Raw genomic sequence first — 20,727 nt, forward strand, 5'->3', positions numbered from 1 at the left:
GACCAACATCGACCACCTCACAAAAAAAAACCCCCCCCCCCCCCCCCCCCCTTCTCCCCCCCCCCCCCCCCCCCCCCCCCCACCCCGGACGAAAAGCACCAACGGGGGAGCAAGATGACAGGGCCGGACCACGGACCTGACGCACGAGGGCCCATCGCCGTCATCGGCATGGGATGCGCCTATCCGGGCGCATGGGGGACCGAGGAGTTCTGGGACCTCCTCATCGACGGCCGCGACGCCATCGGTGACATCCCGGAATCCCGCTACGACACCCAGGAGTTCCACGCACCGCGCCCCGGCACACCGGGCCGCACCACCGCCCGCCGCGGCGGCTTCCTCGACGGCCTCGCCGCCGCCGTCGGTCCCGACGCCTTCCCCGCCGAGGAATTCGGGGTGGCTCCGCGCGAGATCGAGGACATGGACCCGCAGCAGCGGCTGCTCCTGCTGACCGCGCGCGCCGCCCTCCGGGACGCCGGACTCACCACGGAGCGCCTCGCGGGCAGCCGCACCGCCGTCTTCGCCGGCCAGTCGCACGCCGACCACTGGGACAATCTCCGCGACCGCGGCCGCGACACCCTGGACCTCGACACCTTCAGCGGCACCCACCAGCGCGGCCTGCTGTCCGGCCGCCTCTCGTACGCCTTCGACCTGCGCGGCCCGAGCGTCACCGTCGACACCGCCCAGGCGTCCTCGCTCGTGGCCCTGCACCTCGCCGTGCGCAGCCTGCGCCACGGCGAGGCCACCACGGCCCTCGCGGGCGGCGTCAGCCTCGTTCTCGGCCCCTCCGCCGACATCATGCTCTCCCAGGCGGGCGCGCTCTCCCCGGACGGGCGCTGCAAGTTCGGTGACGCCACCGCCGACGGCTTCGTCCGCTCCGAGGGTGCCGGGATCGTCGTCCTCAAGCCGCTGGACCGGGCGCTCGCCGACGGGGACCGGGTCCGGGCCGTCATCCTCGGCAGTGCCGTCAGCAACGACGGCCGCGCCAAGGCACGGCTGACCGACCCCTCGCGGGAGGGCCAGGCGGCCGCCATGCGGTGGGCCTACGAGGACGCCGGGATCGTGCCCGGCGAGGTCGCGTACGTCGAGGCCCACGGCACCGGCACCCGGATCGACCCGGTGGAGCTCGGGGCGCTCGGCGACGTGCTCGGCGAGGGCCGCCCGGCGGGACACCCCTGTCTCGTCGGCTCGGTCAAGACCAACATCGGCCATACCGAGGCGGCCGCGGGCGTCGCGGGTGTGATCAAGACCGTGCTCGCGCTCGAACACGGCACCGTGCCGGGCGGCCTGCACTTCGAGACGCCCCACCCCGCCGTGGACTGGGACCGGCTGCCCCTCGTCGTCCCCACCCGGCCGCAGCCCCTGCCGCGCCGGGACGGACGCCCGGTGATCGCCGCCGTCAACGGACAGAGCATCTCCTCCACCAACGTCCACCTCGTGCTCGCCCAGGCCCCGCAGGCCCCCGGCACCGCGCACTGACACGGGCCCCGCTTCCCGCCCGGCTCCGACGGCCGCGGCCGGCGCCCACCACCCACAGCATTCCCCGCACCGCCGCGGGCAACGGCATGCCCATTATGGAGAAAAATCGTGATTTCTGACCTCTTCGTGGACCATGGCAACCCCTTGCAGATCGAAAGAGTCAGGGCCCTGGACCCACTCGCCGCGGACGCCGCGCTCGCCCGCCTCCCCGAGCTCAACTCCCGCGCCGACGTCCCCACGCTGACGGCCATGCTGCGCGATCTCACCCCCAGCCTCGACGCCGTGGCCCTCTACTCGACGGACGAGTGCCTGGCCGTGATGCGCGACCTCGGCATGCTGCTCGGCTCGCTCAAGCGCCACGACACCGAACCCGCCGAGGTCGTCCCCGAGGCCGTCCCCGTGCTGCTGGAGCTCGGCCGCCGCACCGGCATGATCCCCCGGGACACCGTGCACCACTACACCACCTGGAACCCCACCGGCGAACGCCAGCGCTCGTACACCGGCGATCCGCAGGAATTCTGCCTGCAGGACTCCGTCCGGATGGTCTTCCCGCAGCTGCGCCAGGGCCTCGAACTGTGCGACATGCTCTCCTGGACCGACCCCGCGGAGCAGAAGTTCGCGGCCGTCCTCGACGAACTCACCGATCTGCTGGGCGCGATGGTCGACTCCATCGACATGGTGGTCAAGGAGGTCGGCCCGGCCTTCTTCGCCCGCGTCCTGCGCCCGTACTACGAGAACGTCACCCTCGCCGGCGAGACCTACCTCGGGCCGGCCGCCGCCCAGGTGCCGCTGTGGCTCATCGACCTGTCCGTCTGGGCCTCCGACCACAGCAGGCCCGAGTACCAGGAATTCCTGCGCCACTCGATCCCCTACAGCCTGCCCCGCTGGCGTGAGCTCTACGACTCCTGGCTGCACGCGCCCTCTCTCGTCACGCGTCTCGTGGCGGCGTTCGGCACCGACCCCGCCGTCACCGAGCGGTCCGAGCCCCAACTCCTGGAGAGCGCCGAGGCCCTGCTCCGCCTGCTGCGCGTGATCATGGTCTTCCGCGGCCGGCACCTGGGCATCGCCCGCAAGGCGTACCAGGAGGACCTGCGGCTCTTCCCGGTCGGCAGCGGTGGCGCCAGCGTCGAACTGCTCAAGCAGATCCTCGACCTGACGCGCGACAACGCCAACCTGACCCGCGGTGCCGCGGACGGGAAGAAGGCCGCCTCGTGAAGATCCTGATCGCCGGAGGCGGCATCGGCGGCCTCGCCGCCGCCCTCAGCCTGCACGCCGAGGGCTTCACCGACATCACCGTCGCCGAGACCGTCCAGGAGATCCGCCCCCTGGGCGTCGGCCTCAACATCCTCCCCAACGCCGTCCGCGAACTCGACGAACTGGGCGTCTACGAGGACCTGGCCGCCCTCTCGGTCCGGACGGGCGAGCTGTCGTACTACAACAGGTTCGGCAGCCTCATCTGGAACGAACCGCGCGGCCTCGGCGCGGGCTACAACTGGCCTCAGCTGTCCATCCACCGCGGACGGCTTCAGATGGTGCTGGCCGACGCCGTGCGCAAGCGGCTCGGGCCGGCCTCGATCGTGACGGACACCCGGATCACCGGATTCACGTCGGTGCCCACCGGCCGGCTCCGGGTGTCCGTCACCCACCCCTCCACCGCGACCCGTTCCGACACCGAGGCCGACGTGCTGATCGGCGCCGACGGGATCCACTCCGCGGTGCGGGCCGCGCTCCACCCCGACGAGGGGCCGCCCCGCTGGAACGGGCTCGTCGTCTGGCGCGGCGCGACCTGGAGCAAGCCCTTCCTCAACGGCCGGACAATGATCATCGCCGGTGACGACCGCCGCCGCGGCGTCGTCTACCCCATGACCACGGGCGCGAGCCCCGACGAGCCCGTCCTGATGAACTGGGCCGTGGCCCGCCGCGCCGACAGCGGCGAGGTCCCCGACCGCGCCGACTGGAACCGCAAGGTCCGCCCGGAGGAGTTCCTCCCGCACTTCGCCGACTGGGACTTCCCCTGGCTGGACATCCCCGGCCTGGTCCGCACGGGCGACGAGGCGTTCGAGTACCCCATGGTGGACCGCGACCCGCTGCCCCACTGGACCTCCGGCCGGGTGACCCTCCTCGGCGACGCGGCCCACGCCATGTACCCCATGGGCTCCAACGGCGCGACCCAGTCGATCGTGGACGCCCGGGTGCTCGCCCAGTGCCTGGCCCGGCACACCGATCCGGGCGAGGCCCTCGCCGCCTACGAGGAGTGCCGCCGTCCGGCCATGACCCAACTACAGGCCAGAAACCGCCAGATGGGCCCCGAGATCGTCATCAACATCGCCCATGAGCGGGCCCCGGACGGCTTCGCCTCCATCCACGACGTGATGAGCGAGGCCGAACTCGCCGCGATCTCCGCGCAGTACGCCCAGGCCGGTGCCTTCGACACCGACACCGTCAACCAGCGTCCGGACGGCCGGGCCCGAGTGGTGAAGGTCAGCGGATGAGACTCGACATCTACTCCGACATCTCCTGCCCCTGGTGCTATGTGGGCAAGCGGAACGCCGAGCGGGCCGTCGCGGCCTTCGGCGCGGACCGTGTCGAGATCGTGCTCCACCCGTACCAGATCGACGGCGAGCACCCCGGGCACGCCGTGCCGATGCTGGAGTGGCTGGCCGGGAAGTACGGCGTCGCCAAGGCCACGGCGATGAGCGAGGAGGTCACCGAGGCGGGCAAGGCGCTCGGCATCACCTTCCGCAACGCGAGCGGCTACGCGGTCAACACCCTTCAGGCGCACCGGCTGCTGCGGCTCGCGGGGCGCGACTACGGCCAGGAGGTCCGGTCCCGGCTGGAGGAGCTGCTGTTCGCCGCCTACTTCACCGAGAACGGCGACGTCTCCGACCCGGAGCTGCTCGTGGACCGCGCCGTACGCGCGGGGATGGACGGCGACCGGGCCGCCGCGTACCTCGCCTCGGACGAGGAGCTCGCCGAGGTCCGGGCCGCCGTCGCCCGGTCGCGCGGGCGCGTGCAGGCCGTGCCCGCCTTCGTCTTCGACGACGGCACCACGCTGGTGGGCCCGCGGGACGAGGAGACCATCCTGCGCGCGCTCCAGCGAGCCGCCGACAGCGCGTAACCGACCGGGCGCGCACGCAACACAAGGGGGAATCAGGTGTGAACGACAACGGGAGCGCGGGCGGCAGTTCGGAGCTGCGCAAGGCCCTCAGCGGCCGTCACGTACGCATGATCGGGCTCGGCGGCGCCATCGGCACCGGGCTCTTCCTGGGATCCGGGCTGGCCATTTCCATGGCCGGGCCCTCGGTGATCGTCGCGTACGCGGCCGGGGCGGTCCTGGCGCTCGCCCTCGCCTACGCCCTGGCGGAGATGACCGTGGCGCACCCCGGCGCCGGGGGTTTCGGCGCCATCGCGCACGCCTACCTCGGGCCCTGGGCGGGCTTCGTCCAGCGCTGGATGTACTGGGTGGCCCAAGTGGTCAACATCGGCAGCGAGGTCACCGCCGCCGGCATGTACGTCCGCTTCTGGTGGCCGCAACTCCCGCTGTGGGTGCCCGTCGTCTTCTTCTCCCTCGCGATGTTGCTGGTCAACGCCGCCTCGGTGCGCTTCTTCGGCGAGTTCGAGTACTGGTTCGCGATGATCAAGGTCGTCACGATCGTGGTGTTCGTGCTGCTCGGGCTGGCCTGCGTCACGGTGGGGCTGCCCGGCCGTGAGCCCGTCGGCCTCGGGGCGTGGACGGAGCACGGCGGCTTCGCGCCCGGCGGCCTCACCGGCCTGTGGCTCGCCATGACCGTGGTGACCTTCGGCTATATGGGCACCGAGGCCGTCGCGCTCACCGCCGCCGAGTCCCGCGACCCGGCGCGCGACATCCCCCGCGCCGCCCGCGGCATGGTGCTCAGGCTCGCCCTGTTCTACCTGCTCGCCATGGCGGTCGTGGTCACCGTCGCACCGCTCACCGGTGACGGCTCCGCGGCCGGCAGCCCCTTCGTGCGGCTGTTCAGCACGGCCGGGATCCCCGGCGCCGTCACCGTGATGAACTTCGTCGTCCTCACGGCCGCGCTCTCCGCCATGAACACCAATCTCTATGTGAGCGCCCGGATGGTGTACTCGCTCGCACGGGACGGCTACGCGCCCCGCCGCCTCGGCCGCCTCAACTCCCAGGGAGCGCCGGGGAACGCGCTGCTGCTCTCGGCTGTCGGCCTGACCCTGGCCACGGTCCTGTCGGTCACCGCGCCGGGGTCCGCCTTCGCGCTGCTGGTGGGCATCGCGACCTTCGGCGCGCTCGTCACCTGGCTGCTGATCTTCGCCACACAGTGGGCGTTCCACCGCAGCCGCCGCGCCCGGGCACTTCGTCCCTCACCGATCCGGCTGCCCGGCGCCCCGGTGACCACGGCCCTCGCCATGGTGATGATCGTCGCGGTGATGGTGACCATGGCCTTCACCGAACAGTTCGCCGACGCCCTGCTCTTCGGCGTCCCGTTCCTGCTGCTCGTCTCGGCCTCCTACGGCCTCGTACGCCGCAGGCGCCGCGCCGCCGGACCCGAACCGGCCGCCCCGCCCCGGGAACTGAGCCCTTCCCGGTAGGCACACCCCACCCGTCCTTCCCGCGAAGCCCGGCACGCCGACAAGCTTCCGCAAGTCCAGCAAGAGAGAACGACCTTCACATGAGTCTCGACACCGACGTGGGCACTCCCGCTGTCACCCCGGCCCCCGCCTCCGTTTCCGACGGCGACGACGTCCGCGCCCTGGACCGCGTCGTGATCCGCTTCGCCGGCGACTCCGGTGACGGCATGCAGCTCACCGGCGACCGGTTCACCTCCGAAGCGGCCGAATTCGGCAACGACCTCGCGACGTTCCCCAACTTCCCGGCCGAGATCCGCGCCCCCCAGGGCACCCTCCCCGGTGTCTCCAGCTTCCAGCTGCACTTCGCCGACCACGACATCCTCACCCCCGGCGACCGGCCGGACGTCCTCGTGGCCATGAACCCCGCCGCGCTGAAGGCCAACCTCGGTGACCTCCCCGCGGGCGGCACGCTCATCGTCAACACCGATGAGTTCACCAAGCGCAGCCTGGCCAAGGTCGGCTACGCGGCGGACCCGCTGGAGGACGGCTCCCTCGACGCCTACCACCTGCACAAGGTGGCCATGGCCACCCTCACCAGGGGCGCGCTGGAGGAGACCGGGCTGGCGAAGAAGGACGCCGAACGGGCGAAGAACATGTTCGCACTCGGCCTGCTGTCCTGGATGTACCACCGGCCCACCGCCGGCACCGAGCGCTTCCTGCGGGAGAAGTTCGCCAAGCGCCCCGAGCTGGCCGAGGCCAACATCCTCGCCTTCCGCGCCGGCTGGAACTACGGCGAGACCACCGAGTCCTTCGCGGTCACCTACAAGGTCGCCGCGGCCGCACTGCCCGCCGGCACGTACCGCCAGATCACCGGCAACACCGCGCTCGCCTACGGCATTGTCGCCGCCGGACGCCGCTCCGGGCTGCCCGTGCTGCTCGGCACCTACCCGATCACGCCCGCGTCCGACATCCTGCACGAGCTCTCCAGGCACAAGGCGTTCGGCATCGCCACCGTGCAGGCGGAGGACGAGATCGCCGGGATCGGCGCGGCCCTCGGCGCCGCGTTCGGCGGTGCGCTCGGGGTGACCACGACCTCGGGGCCCGGCGTCGCCCTGAAGGCGGAGACCATCGGCCTCGCCGTGATGACCGAGCTCCCGCTGCTGATCATCGACGTGCAGCGCGGCGGCCCGTCCACCGGCCTGCCCACCAAGACCGAACAGGCCGACCTGCTCCAGGCGATGTACGGCCGCAACGGCGAATCGCCCCTGCCGGTGGTGGCTCCCCGCTCCCCGGCGGACGCCTTCGACGCCGTCCTGGAGGCCACCCGGATCGCCCTGACCTACCGCACGCCCGTGATGCTGCTGTCCGACGGGGCCATCGCCAACGGCTCGGAGCCCTGGCTCGTCCCCAGCGCCGCCAGTCTGCCCGACCTGCGCGTGGACTTCGCCGCCGAGCCCAACGCCACGGACGGGTCCGGCGACTTCTGGCCCTACCTCCGCGACCCCGAGACCCTCGCCCGGCCATGGGCGGTGCCGGGCACCCCCGGCCTCGAACACCGCATCGGCGGGCTGGAGAAGGCCGACCGCACCGGCAACATCTCCTACGACCCGGACAACCACGAGAAGATGGTCCGCCTCCGGCAGGCCAAGGTCGACGGCGTGCGGGTCCCCCGCCTCGCCGTGGACGATCCCGGCGGCGACGCCCGCGTCCTGGTGCTCGGCTGGGGCTCCACCTACGGCCCCATCGGCGCGGCCTGCCGCCGGGTCCGCGCCGCGGGAGGCCGCATCGCCCAGGCCCACCTGCGCCACCTCAACCCCTTCCCGGAGAACCTGGGCGAGGTCCTCGCCGCGTACGACCGTGTCGTCGTGCCGGAGATGAACCTCGGACAGCTCGCGACCCTGCTCAGGGCGAAGTACCTCGTGGACGTCGTCAGCCACACCAAGGTCACGGGCCTGCCCTTCATGGCGGAGGAGCTCCAGGGCGTACTGACCGATGTGATCGGAGAACCGCAAGCATGACAGCGATCGACCTCGGCATGCCCGCGCGCGGCGGCCTCGACGGCGTGCCCGCCGCCCCCGGCCCGCAGACGGCCAAGGACTTCAAGTCCGACCAGGAAGTGCGCTGGTGCCCCGGCTGCGGCGACTACGCGGTCCTCGCCGCCGTGCAGTCCTTCATGCCCCAGCTCGGGCTGGCGAAGGAGAACGTCGTCTTCGTCTCCGGCATCGGCTGCTCCTCCCGCTTCCCGTACTACATGGACACCTACGGGATGCACTCCATCCACGGCCGCGCCCCCGCCATCGCCACCGGCCTCGCGACCGCGCGCGAGGACCTGTCGGTGTGGGTCGTCACCGGCGACGGCGACGCCCTGTCCATCGGCGGCAACCACCTCATCCACACGCTGCGCCGCAACGTCAACCTCAAGATCCTCCTGTTCAACAACCAGATCTACGGCCTGACGAAGGGCCAGTACTCGCCGACCTCCGAGGTCGGCAAGGTCACCAAGTCCACGCCGATGGGCTCCCTCGACACGCCGTTCAACCCGGTCTCCCTCGCTCTGGGCGCCGAGGCCACCTTCGTGGCCCGCGCCCTCGACTCCGACCGCAAGGGCCTCACCGAGGTCCTGCGCGCGGCGGCCGGACACCGGGGGACGGCGCTCGTGGAGATCTACCAGAACTGCCCGATCTTCAACGAGGGCGCCTTCGACGCGCTCAAGGAGCCGGGCGTGCGCGAGCGGCACATCATCGGGCTGCGGCACGGCGAGCCGATCCGCTTCGGCGCGGACGGCGAGCTCGGTGTGGTCCGCGACGCGGACGGCCGCCTCGCCGTGCGGCCCGTGGCCGAGGCCGGGGAGGAGGCGCTGGTCGTCCACGACGCCACCGAGGCCGACCCGGCCTACGCCTTCGCGCTGTCCCGCCTCGGCGGCCAGGACCGTGCCCACACGGTGACGGGCGTCTTCCGCTCGGTCTCCCGGCCGGTCTACGACGACCAGGTGCGCGAGCAGGTCGCCCGGGCCCGCGACGCGGGCGAGCCGGACCTGGACGCCCTCCTGCGGGGCAGGGACACCTGGACCGTCACCGGGTGAAGCCGGCCGGCGGGGGTGTCACGCTTCGGCGAGACCGGCACCCCCGCCCACCTCCCGTTCCCGCCCGCCCGGGTGGCGGTGGCGCCAGAGCCAGAAGACCGCGCTGCAGCCGACCGCCCACGCCCCCAGGACCGCGAACGGGAAGGCGTGCTGGTGGCCGCCGAAGTAGACCGCCGTGTGCTGGGCGTTGACCGAGGCGCCCGGGGGCAGCCAGCGGCCGACCGTGCCCAGGAAGGAAGGCAGCAGCGGCCAGGACACCGCGCCGCCCGAGGAGGGGTTGCCGAGCAGCACCAGCAGGCTCCACGTCGGGAGCATCGCCCAGCGACCGATCAGGGTGTTGAACATCGTGAAGACCATCCCCGACGCGAACATCGTCAGCGCCAGGATCAGCCACGACTCCGTGAACGGCAGCCGCAGAGCGCCCAGGCCCCAGTCGACGACGGCGGCGATCGCGAAGCCGCCCAGCACCGACTGCAGCAGGGTGAAGGCGATGCGCTCGCCCGGGTTCAGCCGGGCCGCGTGCACGCTCAGCTGGATCGCGCCGATGAAGCCGACCACCGACGCGGCGAGCGAGACGTAGAACAGCGCGAGCCCCCGCGGGTCGCCCTTCTGCAGCGGCTTGATGTCCGTGACCGTCACCGGCACGCCGATGGCCGCGCCCACCCGGGGCGCCGTCTCGGTCAGCAACTGCGCGACCGAGGCACCCGACGCGCCCGCCACGGACAGCGCGGCACGCCCGTCCGCCCGCTCCTCCAGGATCGCGAACACCCGCTGCTCCTCCACCGCCCCCAGAGCCCGCCGGTACGTGCCGTAGTGGTGCAGCTTGAGCGTGGCCCCGAGGGCCTTCTCCATCCCCTGCACGAACTGGGCCCGCTTCACCTCGGAGGCCGGCACCCCGGTCACGGCGGTGGGGATGCTGCGGGGCGTGGGGTTGGCCATGCAGTACGTGTACGACCCGGCGAAGAGCCCGGCCGCCGCGGCGACGAGCACCACGAGCACGGCGGCTGGAAAGAACGGCGACCGCCGGAACGCCGCCCAGTGTCCGCCGACTGTGGATCCGATGCTGTTTCCGGCCGTGCCTTTCTCGTTCACGCCCTCACCATAGGCGGGCAAATGTGAACATCACGGGCATCAGGGCTCTGTCGCGAGCGGCGGTCGCCGCTCAGGTGACCGTCGTGCGCTCCTGGAAGCGGTCGGCGTGGTGCTCCCCGGAGCCGACGACCTCGCTCAGGTGCCGCACCGCGGACAGCACGTCCCCGTGGGTGACATAGAGCGCGTTGACGCCGAAGCGCAGCATGTCCGGGGCGCGCATGTCACCGATGACGCCCCGCGCCGCGAGGGCCCGCACCAGCGCGTAGGCGTCCGGGTGGCGGAGGGTCACCTGGCTGCCGCGCCGTTCCGGGTCGCGCGGTGTGACCACGGTGAAACCGTGCAGGAGAGCGTCCGCGCAGTCCAGGAAGAAGGACGTCAGGGACAGGCTCTTGGCCCGTACGTCCGCCATGGCGACGCCGTCGAACGCCGTCAGCGCGGCCTCCAGGGCCAGCATCGACAGGATCGGCGGGGTGCCGATCCTGCCCCGTCCGACCCCCTCCGCCGGCGCGTAACCGCCGCTCAGGCCGAACGGCTCGGCGTGCCCGTTCCAGCCCGTGAGCGGCTGGTCGAACGCCGCCTGGTGGCGCTCCGCGACGTACAGGAAGGCCGGGGCGCCGGGACCGCCGGACAGGAACTTGTAGCCGCAGCCCACGGCCAGGTCCGCGCCCAGCTCGTCCAGCCGGACGGGCAGCGCGCCCGCCGCGTGGCACAGGTCCCACAGCATCAGCCCGCCGGCCCGCCGCACGGCCCGAGTCACCGCGGCCATGTCGTACAGCTCGCCCGTGCGGTAGTCCACCGGGGAGTAACCGGCGACCGCGACCCGCTCGCCCTCCCGCGCCAGGAAGTCCGGCAGTCCGGCCGGCGGCACCCTGCGCACCTCCAGGCCGAACAGGCGGGCCACCGAATCGGCGATGTACTGGTCGGTGGGGAAGTGCCCCGGGTCCGTCAGCATCAGCTCGCGGCCGGGCCGCAGGCGGACCGCCGCCGACAGGGCGTTGAACAGCTGGACGCTCGTGGAGTCGCCGGCCAGCGTCTGCCCCGGGGCCGCGCCGACCAGCCGCCCGATCGCGTCCCCGACCCGCAGGGGCGCCTCCCACCACGCGTTGTCGTTCCACGACCGGATCAGGTCCGTGCCCCACTGCCGGTGCACGGCGTCCTCCATGACGGGAGGCACCGCGGCGGGCAGCGCCCCGAGGGAGTTGCCGTCCAGATAGACGACCCTCTCCGGCAGCAGGAACCGTTCCCGCACGGCGGCCAGCGGGTCGGCTGTGTCGAGCGCGCCCGCGCGGGCCGTCAGGGCGTCGAGGTCGTGGGTGGTGGCGGTGGTCACCGCGAGATCCTTTACTTGTCGGGGACGGCGGCCGGAGGCTCTCGCCCGAAACGGCGGCCGGTGGGGGAGGGGCGGCCTACGAGCAGTGCGCGCGGGACAGCCGGGCCAGCGTCTCGATCACCGACCCGCTCGCCGGTGAACCCGGCTCGATGAGCGTGTAGTGCCCGGTTCCCGGCAGGACCACGAGCTCCGCGTCCGTGTGCACGGCCAGGTAGCCGGTGAACTGCTCGTGCGGCAACTCCTCGTCCACCTCGCCGTGCAGCACGACCGTCGGCACACCGGTCGTGCCCGGCCCGCGCAGCATCGTCAGCGGGTCCACGGACGGCAGCAGCGACTCCACCCGGTCGGCGGGGCCGAGCAGTTCGAGCCCCGCGCCGTTGCTGAGGTCCTCACGGATCGTCGCGGCCAGGTCGGTGATCGGGGCCAGCGCCAGCACGGCCGTCGGCAGCTCGGTGGTGTGCCACGGGGAGTCCTCCGGCAGCAGCCCGCGCGCGGCCGCCCACAGCGCGAGGTGACCGCCCGAGCAGTGCCCGGCCAGCACATACCGCCGCCCCGCCGGGATCGTGTCCAGCAGCAGCGCGATGTCGTCGAAGGTCGCCGGATAGCCGCCCGCGCCGCCGGCCCGGCGGAAACCGGGCAGCACCGTGGTGAAGCCGTTCTTCGCCAGATGCGCGGCGAACGGCGTCAGGTGCATCCGGTCGTAACGCCAGTAGCCACCGTGCAGCAGGATCACCAGCGGCGCGTCCGGGTCCTCCGCGGGCCACATGTCGTACGACTGATGCGGGTGGTCACCGTACTTGTGGTGGGAGGGCGCGAGGACCGGCCGCAGGCTCAGCACCCGGCGCTCCTCCTCGGCCGCGAAATCGGAGATCGTCCTAGACATAGCTGCGGGCCGTCCATACCTCGGGGAACACGGAACGGGTGGCGCGCTTCTCCAGGAAGGCCACGCCCGGGGAGCCGCCACTGCCGGTCTTGGCGCCCATCGCCCGCCGGGTGGCCAGCAGATGGTCGCTGCGCCAGCGCAGCACCAGCTCGGCGATGTCGGTGAGCGCCTCGCCCAGCGCCACCAGCGGGTCGCTCTGCGGACCCGCGTAGATCTGCCGCCAGACCTCCTCGACCCCGGCGTCCGCCTGGTACGCCACCGTGCGGTCGCGCTCCAGCACCCCCTCCGGGACGGGCAGTCCGCGCCGGTGCAGATACGCCAGCACCTCGTCGTACAGCGACGGCTGGGTCAGGGCGTCCTCCAGCTCCGCGTGCACCCGGGGGTGACCGCGGTGCGGCTGGACCATCGAGCGGGACTTGTCGCCCAGCAGGAACTCCATGTGCCGGTACATCGCCGACTGGAAGCCGGACGCCTCGCCGAACGCCGCGCGGAAGCCGTTGAACTGCGCCGGGGTCAGCGAAGCGATCGGCCGCCACGAGTCGTTGAGCGCCTGGAGCGAACCGAGGCTCCGGCGCAGGGCCTCCATGGCCCGCTCGGCGTCGTCCTTCATCAGGGAGTCACGGGCGGTGCGCCACTCGTGGACTATCAGCGTGAACCACAGCTCCATCACCTGGGTCGTGACCAGGAAGGCCATCTCGCCGGGGTCGTTGGAGAGCGGCTGCTGGAGGTTGGTGAGCACCGAGGCGTGGACGTAGTCCTCGTACGGCGTCGTCCCGTCGAACTCCAGCAGGGAGTCGTCCTCTTCGAGCGCCTCGGGGACGGGCGCGCTGGTGCTGTCAGTCATAGGGGTCTCCTCGGACAGGGCCCCGCCGGCCGGAAGGCGCAGGGCGGAGGGAAGGTGCTCGGGCCGCGGCGGGCGGTGCGGTGCGCTCGCCGCGTGGTGTCCCGGGCAGGCGGCGGCGGTCGCGTCCCGGCGCCGCGCCCCGGCCCGTGCTTTTCGGGTGACCGGTGGGTCACAGGCCCAGATGGGCGCCTCCGGTGGCGTCCAGGTACTGACCGGTGACCCAGCGGGCGTCGTCGCTCGCCACGAACGCCACCACGTCGGCGATGTCGGCGGGCTCGCCGACCCGGTTGAAGGCGGAGACGGCCGCGTACATCGCCCGCACCTTCGGATCCTTCAGGGTCGGGTTGATCTCCGTGTCGACGAAGCCGGGCGCCACCGAGTTCACGGTGATGCCGCGCGGGCCGAGTTCCTTGGCGAGGGCGAGGGTGAGCGTGTCGATCGCGCCCTTGGTCATCGAGTAGGCGGAGATGTGCGGGATGGCGATCCGGGTGACGGCGGAGGAGATGTTGACGATCCGGCCGCCGTCGCGCAGCCGGCCGAGACCCTGCTGGATCACGAAGAACGGCGCCTTGACGTTGACGGCGAAGACCCGGTCGTAGTCCTCCTCGGTCACCGCGGCGATCGGCTTGGGGAGCGTGACACCGGCGTTGTTGACCAGGATGTCCAGACCCGGCCCGGCACCGTACCCCGCGAGGGCCGCGTCGAACGCCTCCCACAGGGCGACGGCGTCGCCGCTCACGCCGAGTTCGGCCCGGAAGGCGAACGCCTTGCCGCCCGCCGCCTCGATCAGCCCGACGGTCTCCTTCGCGGCCGTCGCGTCGTGCCCGTAGTGGACGGCCACCAGCGCGCCGTCCCGGGCCAGCCGCAGCGAGATGCTCCTGCCGATGCCCCGGCTGCCACCGGTCACCAGCGCGGTCCTGCCGGCGAGAGTGCCCATGGTTCCTGTCCTTACGTGTCGCTGTGTGTCGATGTCGTCGTTGGGCGCGTGGCGGCCCTGAGCGGCCCCTTGGGGCCGCTCAGGCGTCGAAGTCGAGCCCGACCTCGTCCGAGTCCGGCCGCGCCCGGCAGGCGAGGGTGTAGCCGCCCGCCAACTCGGCCTCGCCGAGGGCGTACTGCCGGTCCATGCGCACCGAGCCGGAGACCACCTTGGCCCGGCAGGTGCCGCACAGCCCGTCGCGGCAGGAGTACGGGGTCTCCGGCCGGGCCCGCAGCACGGCGTCCAGCACCACCCGGTCGCCGGGCCCCATGGTGGCCACCGTCGTCCGGCCGGCGAGCCGCGCGGTGATCCGCCCCTGCCGCGCCGGAACGTCATCGCCCCCGGCCTCCCGCGGCCCGTCGGCGGTCGAGAAGAGCTCCAGGCGCACCCGGGCCGGGTCGGCGCCCCAGCAGGCGAGCGCCTCGCGCACCGACTCGACCAGCCCCCAGGGGCCGCACAGGTAGAAGAACCCGCGGTCGTCCGGCTCGGCGCCCAGCAGGGCCAGCAGCTTGGTCAGCCGTCCGCTGTCGACCCGGCCGGAGAGCAGCTCCGCCTCGCGCGTCTCCTGGGAGAGCACATGGAGCGCGAAGAACCGGTCGACGTAGGCGTCCTTGAGGTCGGCGAGCTCGTCCGCCAGCAGCACCGACGCCGCCGTCCGGTTCGCGTAGACCAGCGAGACCCGGCACTCGGGGTCGTCCCGCAGCGCGGCCGCCGCCATGCTCAGCAGCGGCGTGATGCCACTGCCGCCCGCGATCAGCACGTGATGCGCGCCCGGGCGGTCCACCAGCCCGAAACCGCCTGTCGGCGCGGAGAGTTCGAGGGAGTCGCCCACGGCCAGATGCTCCGTGGCGTACTCCGCGAAGCCGCCCGGCCCCAGTCGCTTGACGACCAGGCGCAGCCCGGAGCGCTCCCCGGGCGGCAGGCAGACGGAATAGCTGCGGCGCAGCTCCGGTCCGCCGTCGCCGTCCGGGAGGTGCCGGACGGCCACATGCTGTCCGGCGCGGTGGGCGAAGACCCCGGCCAGGTGGTCCGGTACGTCCAGACGGATCGCGACCGCGTCGTCGGAGGCCCGTTCCACCTCCGTCACCCGCAGCCGGTGCCACACGCCCGCGTGCGGCGCGGCCGCCGTCCCGGTACTCATGGATGCCGTCGTCTCGGATGCCGTCGTCGGGGATGTCGTCGTCATGGCGGTCGTCACATCGCCTTCAGATGAGCGAAGGTCTCCTGGCACGCGGTGCACACCAGGACGGCTTGGCAGCGGGTCGCCCCGAACGCGCTCTGCGGACGGGTCGCCACGGAGCCGCAGTTGGGGCAGGGCAGGCCGAGCCCGAGCCGCACCGGCAGCGGCGCCCCGGGCGCCCCCGGCGGGGCGATGCCGTTCTCGGAGAGCTTGCGGCGGCCCTCCGCGCTGATCCAGTCGGTCGTCCACGCGGGCGACAGCAACTGCCTCACGCGCCCGTCGGGATGGCCGCAATCCGCCAGCGCCTCCCGGATCCCCGCCTCGATCGCGGGCATCGCGGGACAGCCCATGTAGGTCGGCGTGATGGAGACCTCCAGCGCGCCGTCCGCCGCCACTTCCACCGCACGGATCACCCCGAGGTCGTCCAGGGTCACCATGGGGAGCTCCGGGTCCGGCACGGTGTTCACCCGCGCCCGGACCTCCTCGGCGGACAGCCGGGTCACGGCACTCACCAGGTGCCCCCCGGATACTGCCGGCGCACCGACTGCAGCTCGGCCAGCAGTGGGCCGAACGCCTCCGTGTGCAGCCCCGAACGCCCGCCGCCCGCGTGCCAGGACGGCTTGGGCACGGTCAGCCCCGCGTCCGCCACGACGCCGGCGACCTCCCGCTCCCAGTCGGCCCGCAGCCGCGCGGGATCCACCGCCGTGCCGTCGGCGTCGAGCCGCCGCACCAGCTCGTCCGACGCGAACAGCTCGCCCGCGTACGGCCAGACGCGGTCCAGCCCCGCCTGCATCCGGCGGTGGCTCTCGGCCGTGCCCCGGCCCAGCCGCACGGTCCACTGGGAGGCGTGCATCCAGTGATACTCGACCTCCTTGGCCGCCCGCGCGCCGAAGCCCGCCAGTGTCGCGTCACCGGCCCCGGCCAGCGCCGTGCACAGCAGCATGCTGTACCGCGCGTAGACCAGCTGCCGGGCGATGGTCACCGCGAAGTCGCCGTTGTCGATCTCCACCAGCAGCGCGTTGCGGAAATGGCGCTCGGTCCTGCCGTACGCCAGGTCGTCGTCACTGCGGCCGGTGCCGTCCAGCTCACCGCTGTACGCGAGCAGGGTCCGGGCGTGCCCGAGCAGGTCCAGCGCGATGTTCGACAGCGCCAGGTCCTCCTCGATGGTGGGCGCGTTCGTCACCCACGCGCACAGCCGCTGGCTGAGGATCAGCGCGTCGTCACCGAGCCGCAGCGCGTACGCGGCGATGTCCCGGGTGCGTGCCTCCGGGGGGCTAACCGTCATGGCTGCCACCTTCGTTCAGCGCCACATAGTGCTCCGGATACCGGTACGGCTTGTCGGCCGCGTTGCTGAACAGCGGGTCCTTCTCGCTCGGCGAGGACGCGCGCACCGCGTCGGAGCGCACCACCCAGATGGACACCGACTCGCCCCTGCGGGTGTACAGATCCCGGGCGTTGGCCAGCGCCATGTCCGCGTCGGCACCGTGCACCGACCCCACATGCTGGTGGGACAGGCCGCGGCGCGGCCGGATGAACACCTCCCACGGAGTCTGCACCCGTGCGGTCCGCTCACTCATGCGCTCTGCCCTTCCTCGTACCCGCCCGCCGCGTAGGCGTCGACGGCCTCCCGCACCCAGGCACCGTTCTCGTGTGCCGCGACCCGGTGCGCCAGCCGCTGCCGGGCGCACTGCGAGTTGTCCGCCAGCGCCTCCCGGAACAGCCGCCAGTCGATCGGGCTGAAGTCGTAGTGCCCGCGCTCCTCGTTCCACCGGATCGCCGGGTCCGGCAGCGTCACGCCCAGCCGCTCGGCCTGCGGCACGACGTTGTCCACGAACCGCTGCCGCAACTCGTCGTTGGTGTGCCGCTTGATGCCCCACGCCATGGAACGCTTGCTGACCGCCGCGCCCATCGCCGCCGTGCGGTCGTCCGCGCCGCCCGCCACCGTGTCCGGCGGGCCGAACATCAGCGCCACCGCGGGCAGCCACCAGCGGTTCACCGCGTCCTGCGCCATCTCCTTCTGCTCCGCAGTCCCCCGGCACAGCGACCACAGCACGTCGTAGCCCTGCCGGACGTGGAACGCCTCCTCCTGGCACACCCGCCGCATGGCCCGCGCGTACGGCCCGTAGGAGGTGTGGCACAGCGGCACCTGGTTGACCACGGCCGCACCGTCCGTCAGCCAGGCGATGGCCCCGGTGTCCGCCCATGTCAGCGCCGGGTGGTTGAAGGTGGCCGCGTAGCGCTGGGTCCCGTTGTGCAGGGCGTCCAGCAGCTCGGCGCGCGACACCCCCAGGGTCTCCGCCGCCGAGTAGAGGTAGAGCCCGTGCCCGGCCTCGTCCTGCACCTTGGCCAGCAGGCTCGCCTTGCGGTGCAGCGACGGCGCCCGGGTCAGCCAGGCCCCTTCCGGCTGCATGCCGATGATCTCGGAGTGCGCGTGCTGGGCGAGCTGCCGGAGTACCATCCGCCGGTAACCGTCCGGCATCCAGTCCCGCGGCTCGATCCGCTCGTCGGCGGCCAGCAGCGCCTCGAAGTGCTCGGTGAAGCCCTCTTCGCCGCTCGCGTCGGTGGTCGTCACCCTGAGAGCACCCCACTCACTCCTTCGTCCTCGACTGCCGGAGGCGACGGTGCCTCCAGACGTAAGGAGTACGGGGCGGGGGAGTTCCATCCCTGCGCATCCGTTCCGGGCCCGTGACGAAGATCACGAAAGGGGCATGGAGAGTGCGGCCACGCGGGCGACTCTTCATCAACGGGCAGACCGCTCGCCGAACAGCGGCGGCACCGCGACGAAAGGGAAAAGCATGAGCACCGTACGGGAGATGCTCGTCGAGCTGACCGGCACGCCGGAGTTCGCCGACAGCATCGGCGACGACGCCGACCTCAGCGCCAGCGGCATCGACTCCGGCGACCTGGTGCGCCTGGTCCTCCTCATCGAGCAGCGCACCGGCGCCGAGGTCACCGCCGAGGACATGGAGCAGCTCACCACCATCGCGGACTACGAGCGCTTCGTCGCCACCCGCGGCGGGGCAGCCGCGCAGCCGAACGGCTCGTGATGTGGCTGACCCAGCTGGCGGAGCGCAACCGCCAGTGCTTCCCCGACCGGACGGCCCTGGTGGACGAGCGCCGCTCCGTCACCTGGGCCGAGTTCGACGACCGGACCGGCCGGCTCGCCCGCGGGCTGGCCGGCCTCGGCATCCAGCGGGGTGACCGCGTCGCGGTGCTCTCCCTGGACCGCATCGAGGTCATGGAGACGTACTTCGCGCTGGGCCGCCTCGGCGCGCTCTTCGTCCCCCTCAACCACAGCCTGACCCCCGCCGAGGTGACCGGCATCGCCGAGCGCACCGGGGCCGTCGCCGTCATCGGCGAGGCCGCGCTCCTCGACCGTCACCCCGATCTGCCCGTCCGGCTGCGGATCGCCATGGAGAGCGAGGAGTTCGCCGCCCTGGGCGCCGACGGCGGGCCCGGCCTGCCCGACCTGCCCGACGACACCCCCGCGGCGATCCTGCACACCTCGGCCACCACCGGACAGGCCAAGGGCGTCACCGTCGACCACGCCTCCTTCCGGGCCATCGCGCTCGGCTGGCTCGCCGTGGCCCGGCCCGCCGACGACATGGTCCTCGTCAACTGCTGCCCGCTCTACCACGGCAGCATGGTCGTCTCCCTGACCTACATGGCCGCGGGCGCCACCGTCGTCCTCATGCCCGGCTTCAAGCCGCAGACCGCGCTCGCCGCCGTCGAGAACCACCGCGCCACCCACATCTGGCTCGTCCCGCAGATGCTCCGCTTCCTGCTCCAGGCCAAGGCCGTGGAGAGCACCGACCTGTCGACCCTGCGCGAGATCCTCTACGGCGCCTCGCCCATGCCCGTCGACATCTACGCCGAAGCCGCCGCCCGCCTCGGCTGCGGCTTCCGCCAGGTCTACGGCATGACCGAGGTCGGCGGCCCGTTCGTCACCCTCGGCCCCGAGGAGCACCCCGCGCCGGACGCCGTGCCCGACCTGATCCCCGCCGGACGGGTCGTCCCCGGCATGTCCGCGCGCGCCCTCGACGACAGCGGCGCGGAAGCCGCGCCCGGCGCCATCGGCGAGATCGTCGTCCGCGGCCCCGGCGTCATGCGCGGCTACTGGGGCAACGACGCGGCCACCGCCGAGATCACCGTCGACGGCTGGATCCGCACCGGCGACCTCGGCTACATCGACCGCGCCGGCCTGATCCACCTCGTCGACCGCAGCAAGGACCTCATCATCCGCGCCGGGCAGAACGTCTACCCGACCGAGATCGAACGGGCCCTGCGCACCCACCCGGCCGTCCAGGACGCCGCCGTCGTCGGCACACCGGACCCCGACTACGGCGAGGTCCCCCTCGCCTACGTCGTCGCCGACGAGGGCACCGGCACCGCCGAACTGCTGCGCCACGTCGCCGAACAGCTCGCGCCGTACAAGCGGCCCCGGCGCATCGAATTCATCGACCAGGTTCCCCGGAACCCGGCCGGGAAGATCCTCAAGAAGCTGCTGCACACCTGACCATGGCGACCGTGACGGACCGGGCCGGGGTCGAGCACGCGCTGCTCGCCCTCCGCCCGGTCCTCGCCGTTTCCGGCATCGCGCTGGGCGTCGCCACCGACGGGGGGGAGCCCTTCGGGCCAGGAGAGGCGGAGTTGGCGTCGGCCATGCCGGAACTCAGGCGGCGGGACTTCCTCGCCGGCCGCCGCGCCGCACGCCGGGCGCTCGCCCTGGCCGGCCTGCCGCCGGGGGAGATCCTCGCCGACGGCCGCCGCCCCGTCTTCCCCGAGGGCTGCGTCGGCACGATCAGCCACTCCGGCGGCCTCGCCGTCGCCCTGGCCGCCCCCGCCTCCCGTTTCCGGTCGCTGGGGTGCGACCTGGAGACGCGCGGACTGCCGCTGGAAGCGGCGCACTTGGTGCTCTGCGAGGACGAGCGGGCGTGGGTGGCGGGGTCGGTGCGGCGGCTGCTCTTCGCGTTCTCCGCGAAGGAGGCGGCGTTCAAGGCGCTCCTGGACTCGGCGCCGTCGCGGTTGCCCGGTGTCGGGTTGCGTCCGGGGCGGGGCGGCGGCTTCCGGGCGTGGCCGCGCGACTTTCCCGAGCGGGCTGTGGAGGTACGGTGCCGCGGCGTCGCGGGGGCGGCGTTCACTTGGGCGGTGCGTCCGTAGGTGGGCGGGGCTTGGTTCCCCAGGCCCCGGCTACGGGTTTCGTTGCCGCCTGCGGCGGGAGCGCCCTGCGGGCGCGGGGGGGGGGGGGGAGGGGGGGGGGGGGGGGGGGGGGGGGGGGGAAGAAGGAGAGCGCGGCGGGGGAAG

20 protein-coding genes are annotated in these 20,727 nt (G+C 72.8%); 10 read left to right on the forward strand and 10 right to left on the reverse strand.

Annotated elements, in window-relative coordinates; translation table 11 throughout:
* Nucleotides 1-114 precede the first annotated feature (114 nt).
* The 7 genes from ACZ4A5_RS14885 to ACZ4A5_RS14915 all read left to right on the forward strand — a co-directional run bounded on the left by ACZ4A5_RS14885 (nt 115) and on the right by ACZ4A5_RS14915 (nt 9,118).
* Complete coding sequence (locus ACZ4A5_RS14885; RefSeq protein ID WP_467582698.1) at nt 115-1,476, forward strand: beta-ketoacyl [acyl carrier protein] synthase domain-containing protein; 1,362 nt, start codon at nt 115-117, stop codon at nt 1,474-1,476.
* Nucleotides 1,477-1,584: 108 nt separating this feature from the next.
* Nucleotides 1,585-2,691 carry a monodechloroaminopyrrolnitrin synthase PrnB family protein gene (locus tag ACZ4A5_RS14890; RefSeq protein WP_467582701.1) on the forward strand — a complete coding sequence of 369 codons (1,107 nt, stop codon included), beginning with the start codon at nt 1,585-1,587 and terminating at the stop codon, nt 2,689-2,691.
* Nucleotides 2,688-3,968, forward strand: coding sequence for a flavin-dependent oxidoreductase (locus ACZ4A5_RS14895; protein WP_467582704.1), 1,281 nt, complete (start codon nt 2,688-2,690; stop codon nt 3,966-3,968). The genes ACZ4A5_RS14890 and ACZ4A5_RS14895 overlap by 4 nt, the downstream gene beginning before the upstream one ends.
* The gene (locus tag ACZ4A5_RS14900; protein ID WP_467582707.1) at nt 3,965-4,594 is read left to right on the forward strand and encodes a DsbA family oxidoreductase; all 630 of its coding nucleotides are present in this window, start codon (nt 3,965-3,967) and stop codon (nt 4,592-4,594) included. The genes ACZ4A5_RS14895 and ACZ4A5_RS14900 overlap by 4 nt, the downstream gene beginning before the upstream one ends.
* 38 nt (nt 4,595-4,632) lie before the next feature.
* Nucleotides 4,633-6,057, forward strand: coding sequence for an amino acid permease (locus ACZ4A5_RS14905; RefSeq protein WP_467582709.1), 1,425 nt, complete (start codon nt 4,633-4,635; stop codon nt 6,055-6,057).
* 80 nt (nt 6,058-6,137) lie between these two features.
* Entirely contained in the window at nt 6,138-8,054 is a 1,917-nt protein-coding gene (locus ACZ4A5_RS14910; RefSeq protein ID WP_467582712.1) for a 2-oxoacid:acceptor oxidoreductase subunit alpha, read from the forward strand.
* A complete protein-coding gene (locus ACZ4A5_RS14915) occupies nt 8,051-9,118 on the forward strand; it encodes a 2-oxoacid:ferredoxin oxidoreductase subunit beta (RefSeq protein ID WP_467582715.1) in 1,068 nt (355 codons plus the stop codon). Before ACZ4A5_RS14910 ends, ACZ4A5_RS14915 begins: the two co-directional genes overlap by 4 nt.
* 18 nt (nt 9,119-9,136) lie before the next feature.
* Here ACZ4A5_RS14915 and ACZ4A5_RS14920 read toward each other — a convergent pair whose 3' ends face one another.
* The 10 genes from ACZ4A5_RS14920 to paaA all read right to left on the reverse strand — a co-directional run bounded on the left by ACZ4A5_RS14920 (nt 9,137) and on the right by paaA (nt 17,995).
* Nucleotides 9,137-10,210: an ABC-2 transporter permease gene (locus ACZ4A5_RS14920; RefSeq protein ID WP_467582719.1), complete on the reverse strand. Its 1,074-nt coding sequence runs from the start codon at nt 10,208-10,210 to the stop codon at nt 9,137-9,139.
* Nucleotides 10,211-10,280: 70 nt separating this feature from the next.
* Nucleotides 10,281-11,540 (reverse strand): kynureninase, encoded by a 1,260-nt coding sequence (gene kynU, locus ACZ4A5_RS14925; RefSeq protein WP_467582722.1) that lies wholly within the window; start codon nt 11,538-11,540, stop codon nt 10,281-10,283.
* A gap of 76 nt (nt 11,541-11,616) precedes the next feature.
* The gene (locus ACZ4A5_RS14930; RefSeq protein ID WP_467582725.1) at nt 11,617-12,423 is read right to left on the reverse strand and encodes an alpha/beta fold hydrolase; all 807 of its coding nucleotides are present in this window, start codon (nt 12,421-12,423) and stop codon (nt 11,617-11,619) included.
* Entirely contained in the window at nt 12,416-13,267 is an 852-nt protein-coding gene (locus tag ACZ4A5_RS14935) for a tryptophan 2,3-dioxygenase (protein ID WP_467582727.1), read from the reverse strand. The genes ACZ4A5_RS14930 and ACZ4A5_RS14935 overlap by 8 nt, the downstream gene beginning before the upstream one ends.
* 169 nt (nt 13,268-13,436) lie before the next feature.
* A complete protein-coding gene (locus tag ACZ4A5_RS14940; protein WP_467582730.1) occupies nt 13,437-14,204 on the reverse strand; it encodes an SDR family oxidoreductase in 768 nt (255 codons plus the stop codon).
* Between the two features lie 79 nt (nt 14,205-14,283).
* Entirely contained in the window at nt 14,284-15,384 is a 1,101-nt protein-coding gene (locus ACZ4A5_RS14945; protein ID WP_467582733.1) for a 2Fe-2S iron-sulfur cluster-binding protein, read from the reverse strand.
* 53 nt (nt 15,385-15,437) lie between these two features.
* Nucleotides 15,438-15,935, reverse strand: a complete 498-nt coding sequence (gene paaD / locus ACZ4A5_RS14950) for a 1,2-phenylacetyl-CoA epoxidase subunit PaaD (RefSeq protein WP_467582736.1) — start codon at nt 15,933-15,935, stop codon at nt 15,438-15,440.
* Complete coding sequence (paaC, locus tag ACZ4A5_RS14955) at nt 15,932-16,708, reverse strand: 1,2-phenylacetyl-CoA epoxidase subunit PaaC (RefSeq protein WP_467582738.1); 777 nt, start codon at nt 16,706-16,708, stop codon at nt 15,932-15,934. The genes paaD and paaC overlap by 4 nt, the downstream gene beginning before the upstream one ends.
* Nucleotides 16,698-17,000 (reverse strand): 1,2-phenylacetyl-CoA epoxidase subunit PaaB, encoded by a 303-nt coding sequence (gene paaB / locus ACZ4A5_RS14960; protein ID WP_116214376.1) that lies wholly within the window; start codon nt 16,998-17,000, stop codon nt 16,698-16,700. Before paaB ends, paaC begins: the two co-directional genes overlap by 11 nt.
* Nucleotides 16,997-17,995 (reverse strand): 1,2-phenylacetyl-CoA epoxidase subunit PaaA, encoded by a 999-nt coding sequence (paaA, locus tag ACZ4A5_RS14965; protein ID WP_467582741.1) that lies wholly within the window; start codon nt 17,993-17,995, stop codon nt 16,997-16,999. The genes paaB and paaA overlap by 4 nt, the downstream gene beginning before the upstream one ends.
* A 223-nt stretch (nt 17,996-18,218) precedes the next feature.
* On the opposite strand from paaA, the gene ACZ4A5_RS14970 reads away from it, so the two are divergent.
* Genes ACZ4A5_RS14970 through ACZ4A5_RS14980 form a run of 3 tightly spaced genes read left to right on the forward strand, consistent with a single transcriptional unit; the run spans nt 18,219 to nt 20,583 of the window.
* Complete coding sequence (locus tag ACZ4A5_RS14970; protein WP_398870750.1) at nt 18,219-18,470, forward strand: acyl carrier protein; 252 nt, start codon at nt 18,219-18,221, stop codon at nt 18,468-18,470.
* A complete protein-coding gene (locus tag ACZ4A5_RS14975; RefSeq protein ID WP_467582950.1) occupies nt 18,470-19,939 on the forward strand; it encodes a class I adenylate-forming enzyme family protein in 1,470 nt (489 codons plus the stop codon). The genes ACZ4A5_RS14970 and ACZ4A5_RS14975 overlap by 1 nt, the downstream gene beginning before the upstream one ends.
* Nucleotides 19,940-19,941: 2 nt before the next feature.
* Nucleotides 19,942-20,583 carry a 4'-phosphopantetheinyl transferase superfamily protein gene (locus tag ACZ4A5_RS14980; RefSeq protein WP_467582744.1) on the forward strand — a complete coding sequence of 214 codons (642 nt, stop codon included), beginning with the start codon at nt 19,942-19,944 and terminating at the stop codon, nt 20,581-20,583.
* The last annotated feature ends 144 nt before the right edge of the window (nt 20,584-20,727 follow it).

Source organism: Streptomyces sp. NPDC025618 (assembly GCF_055558795.1).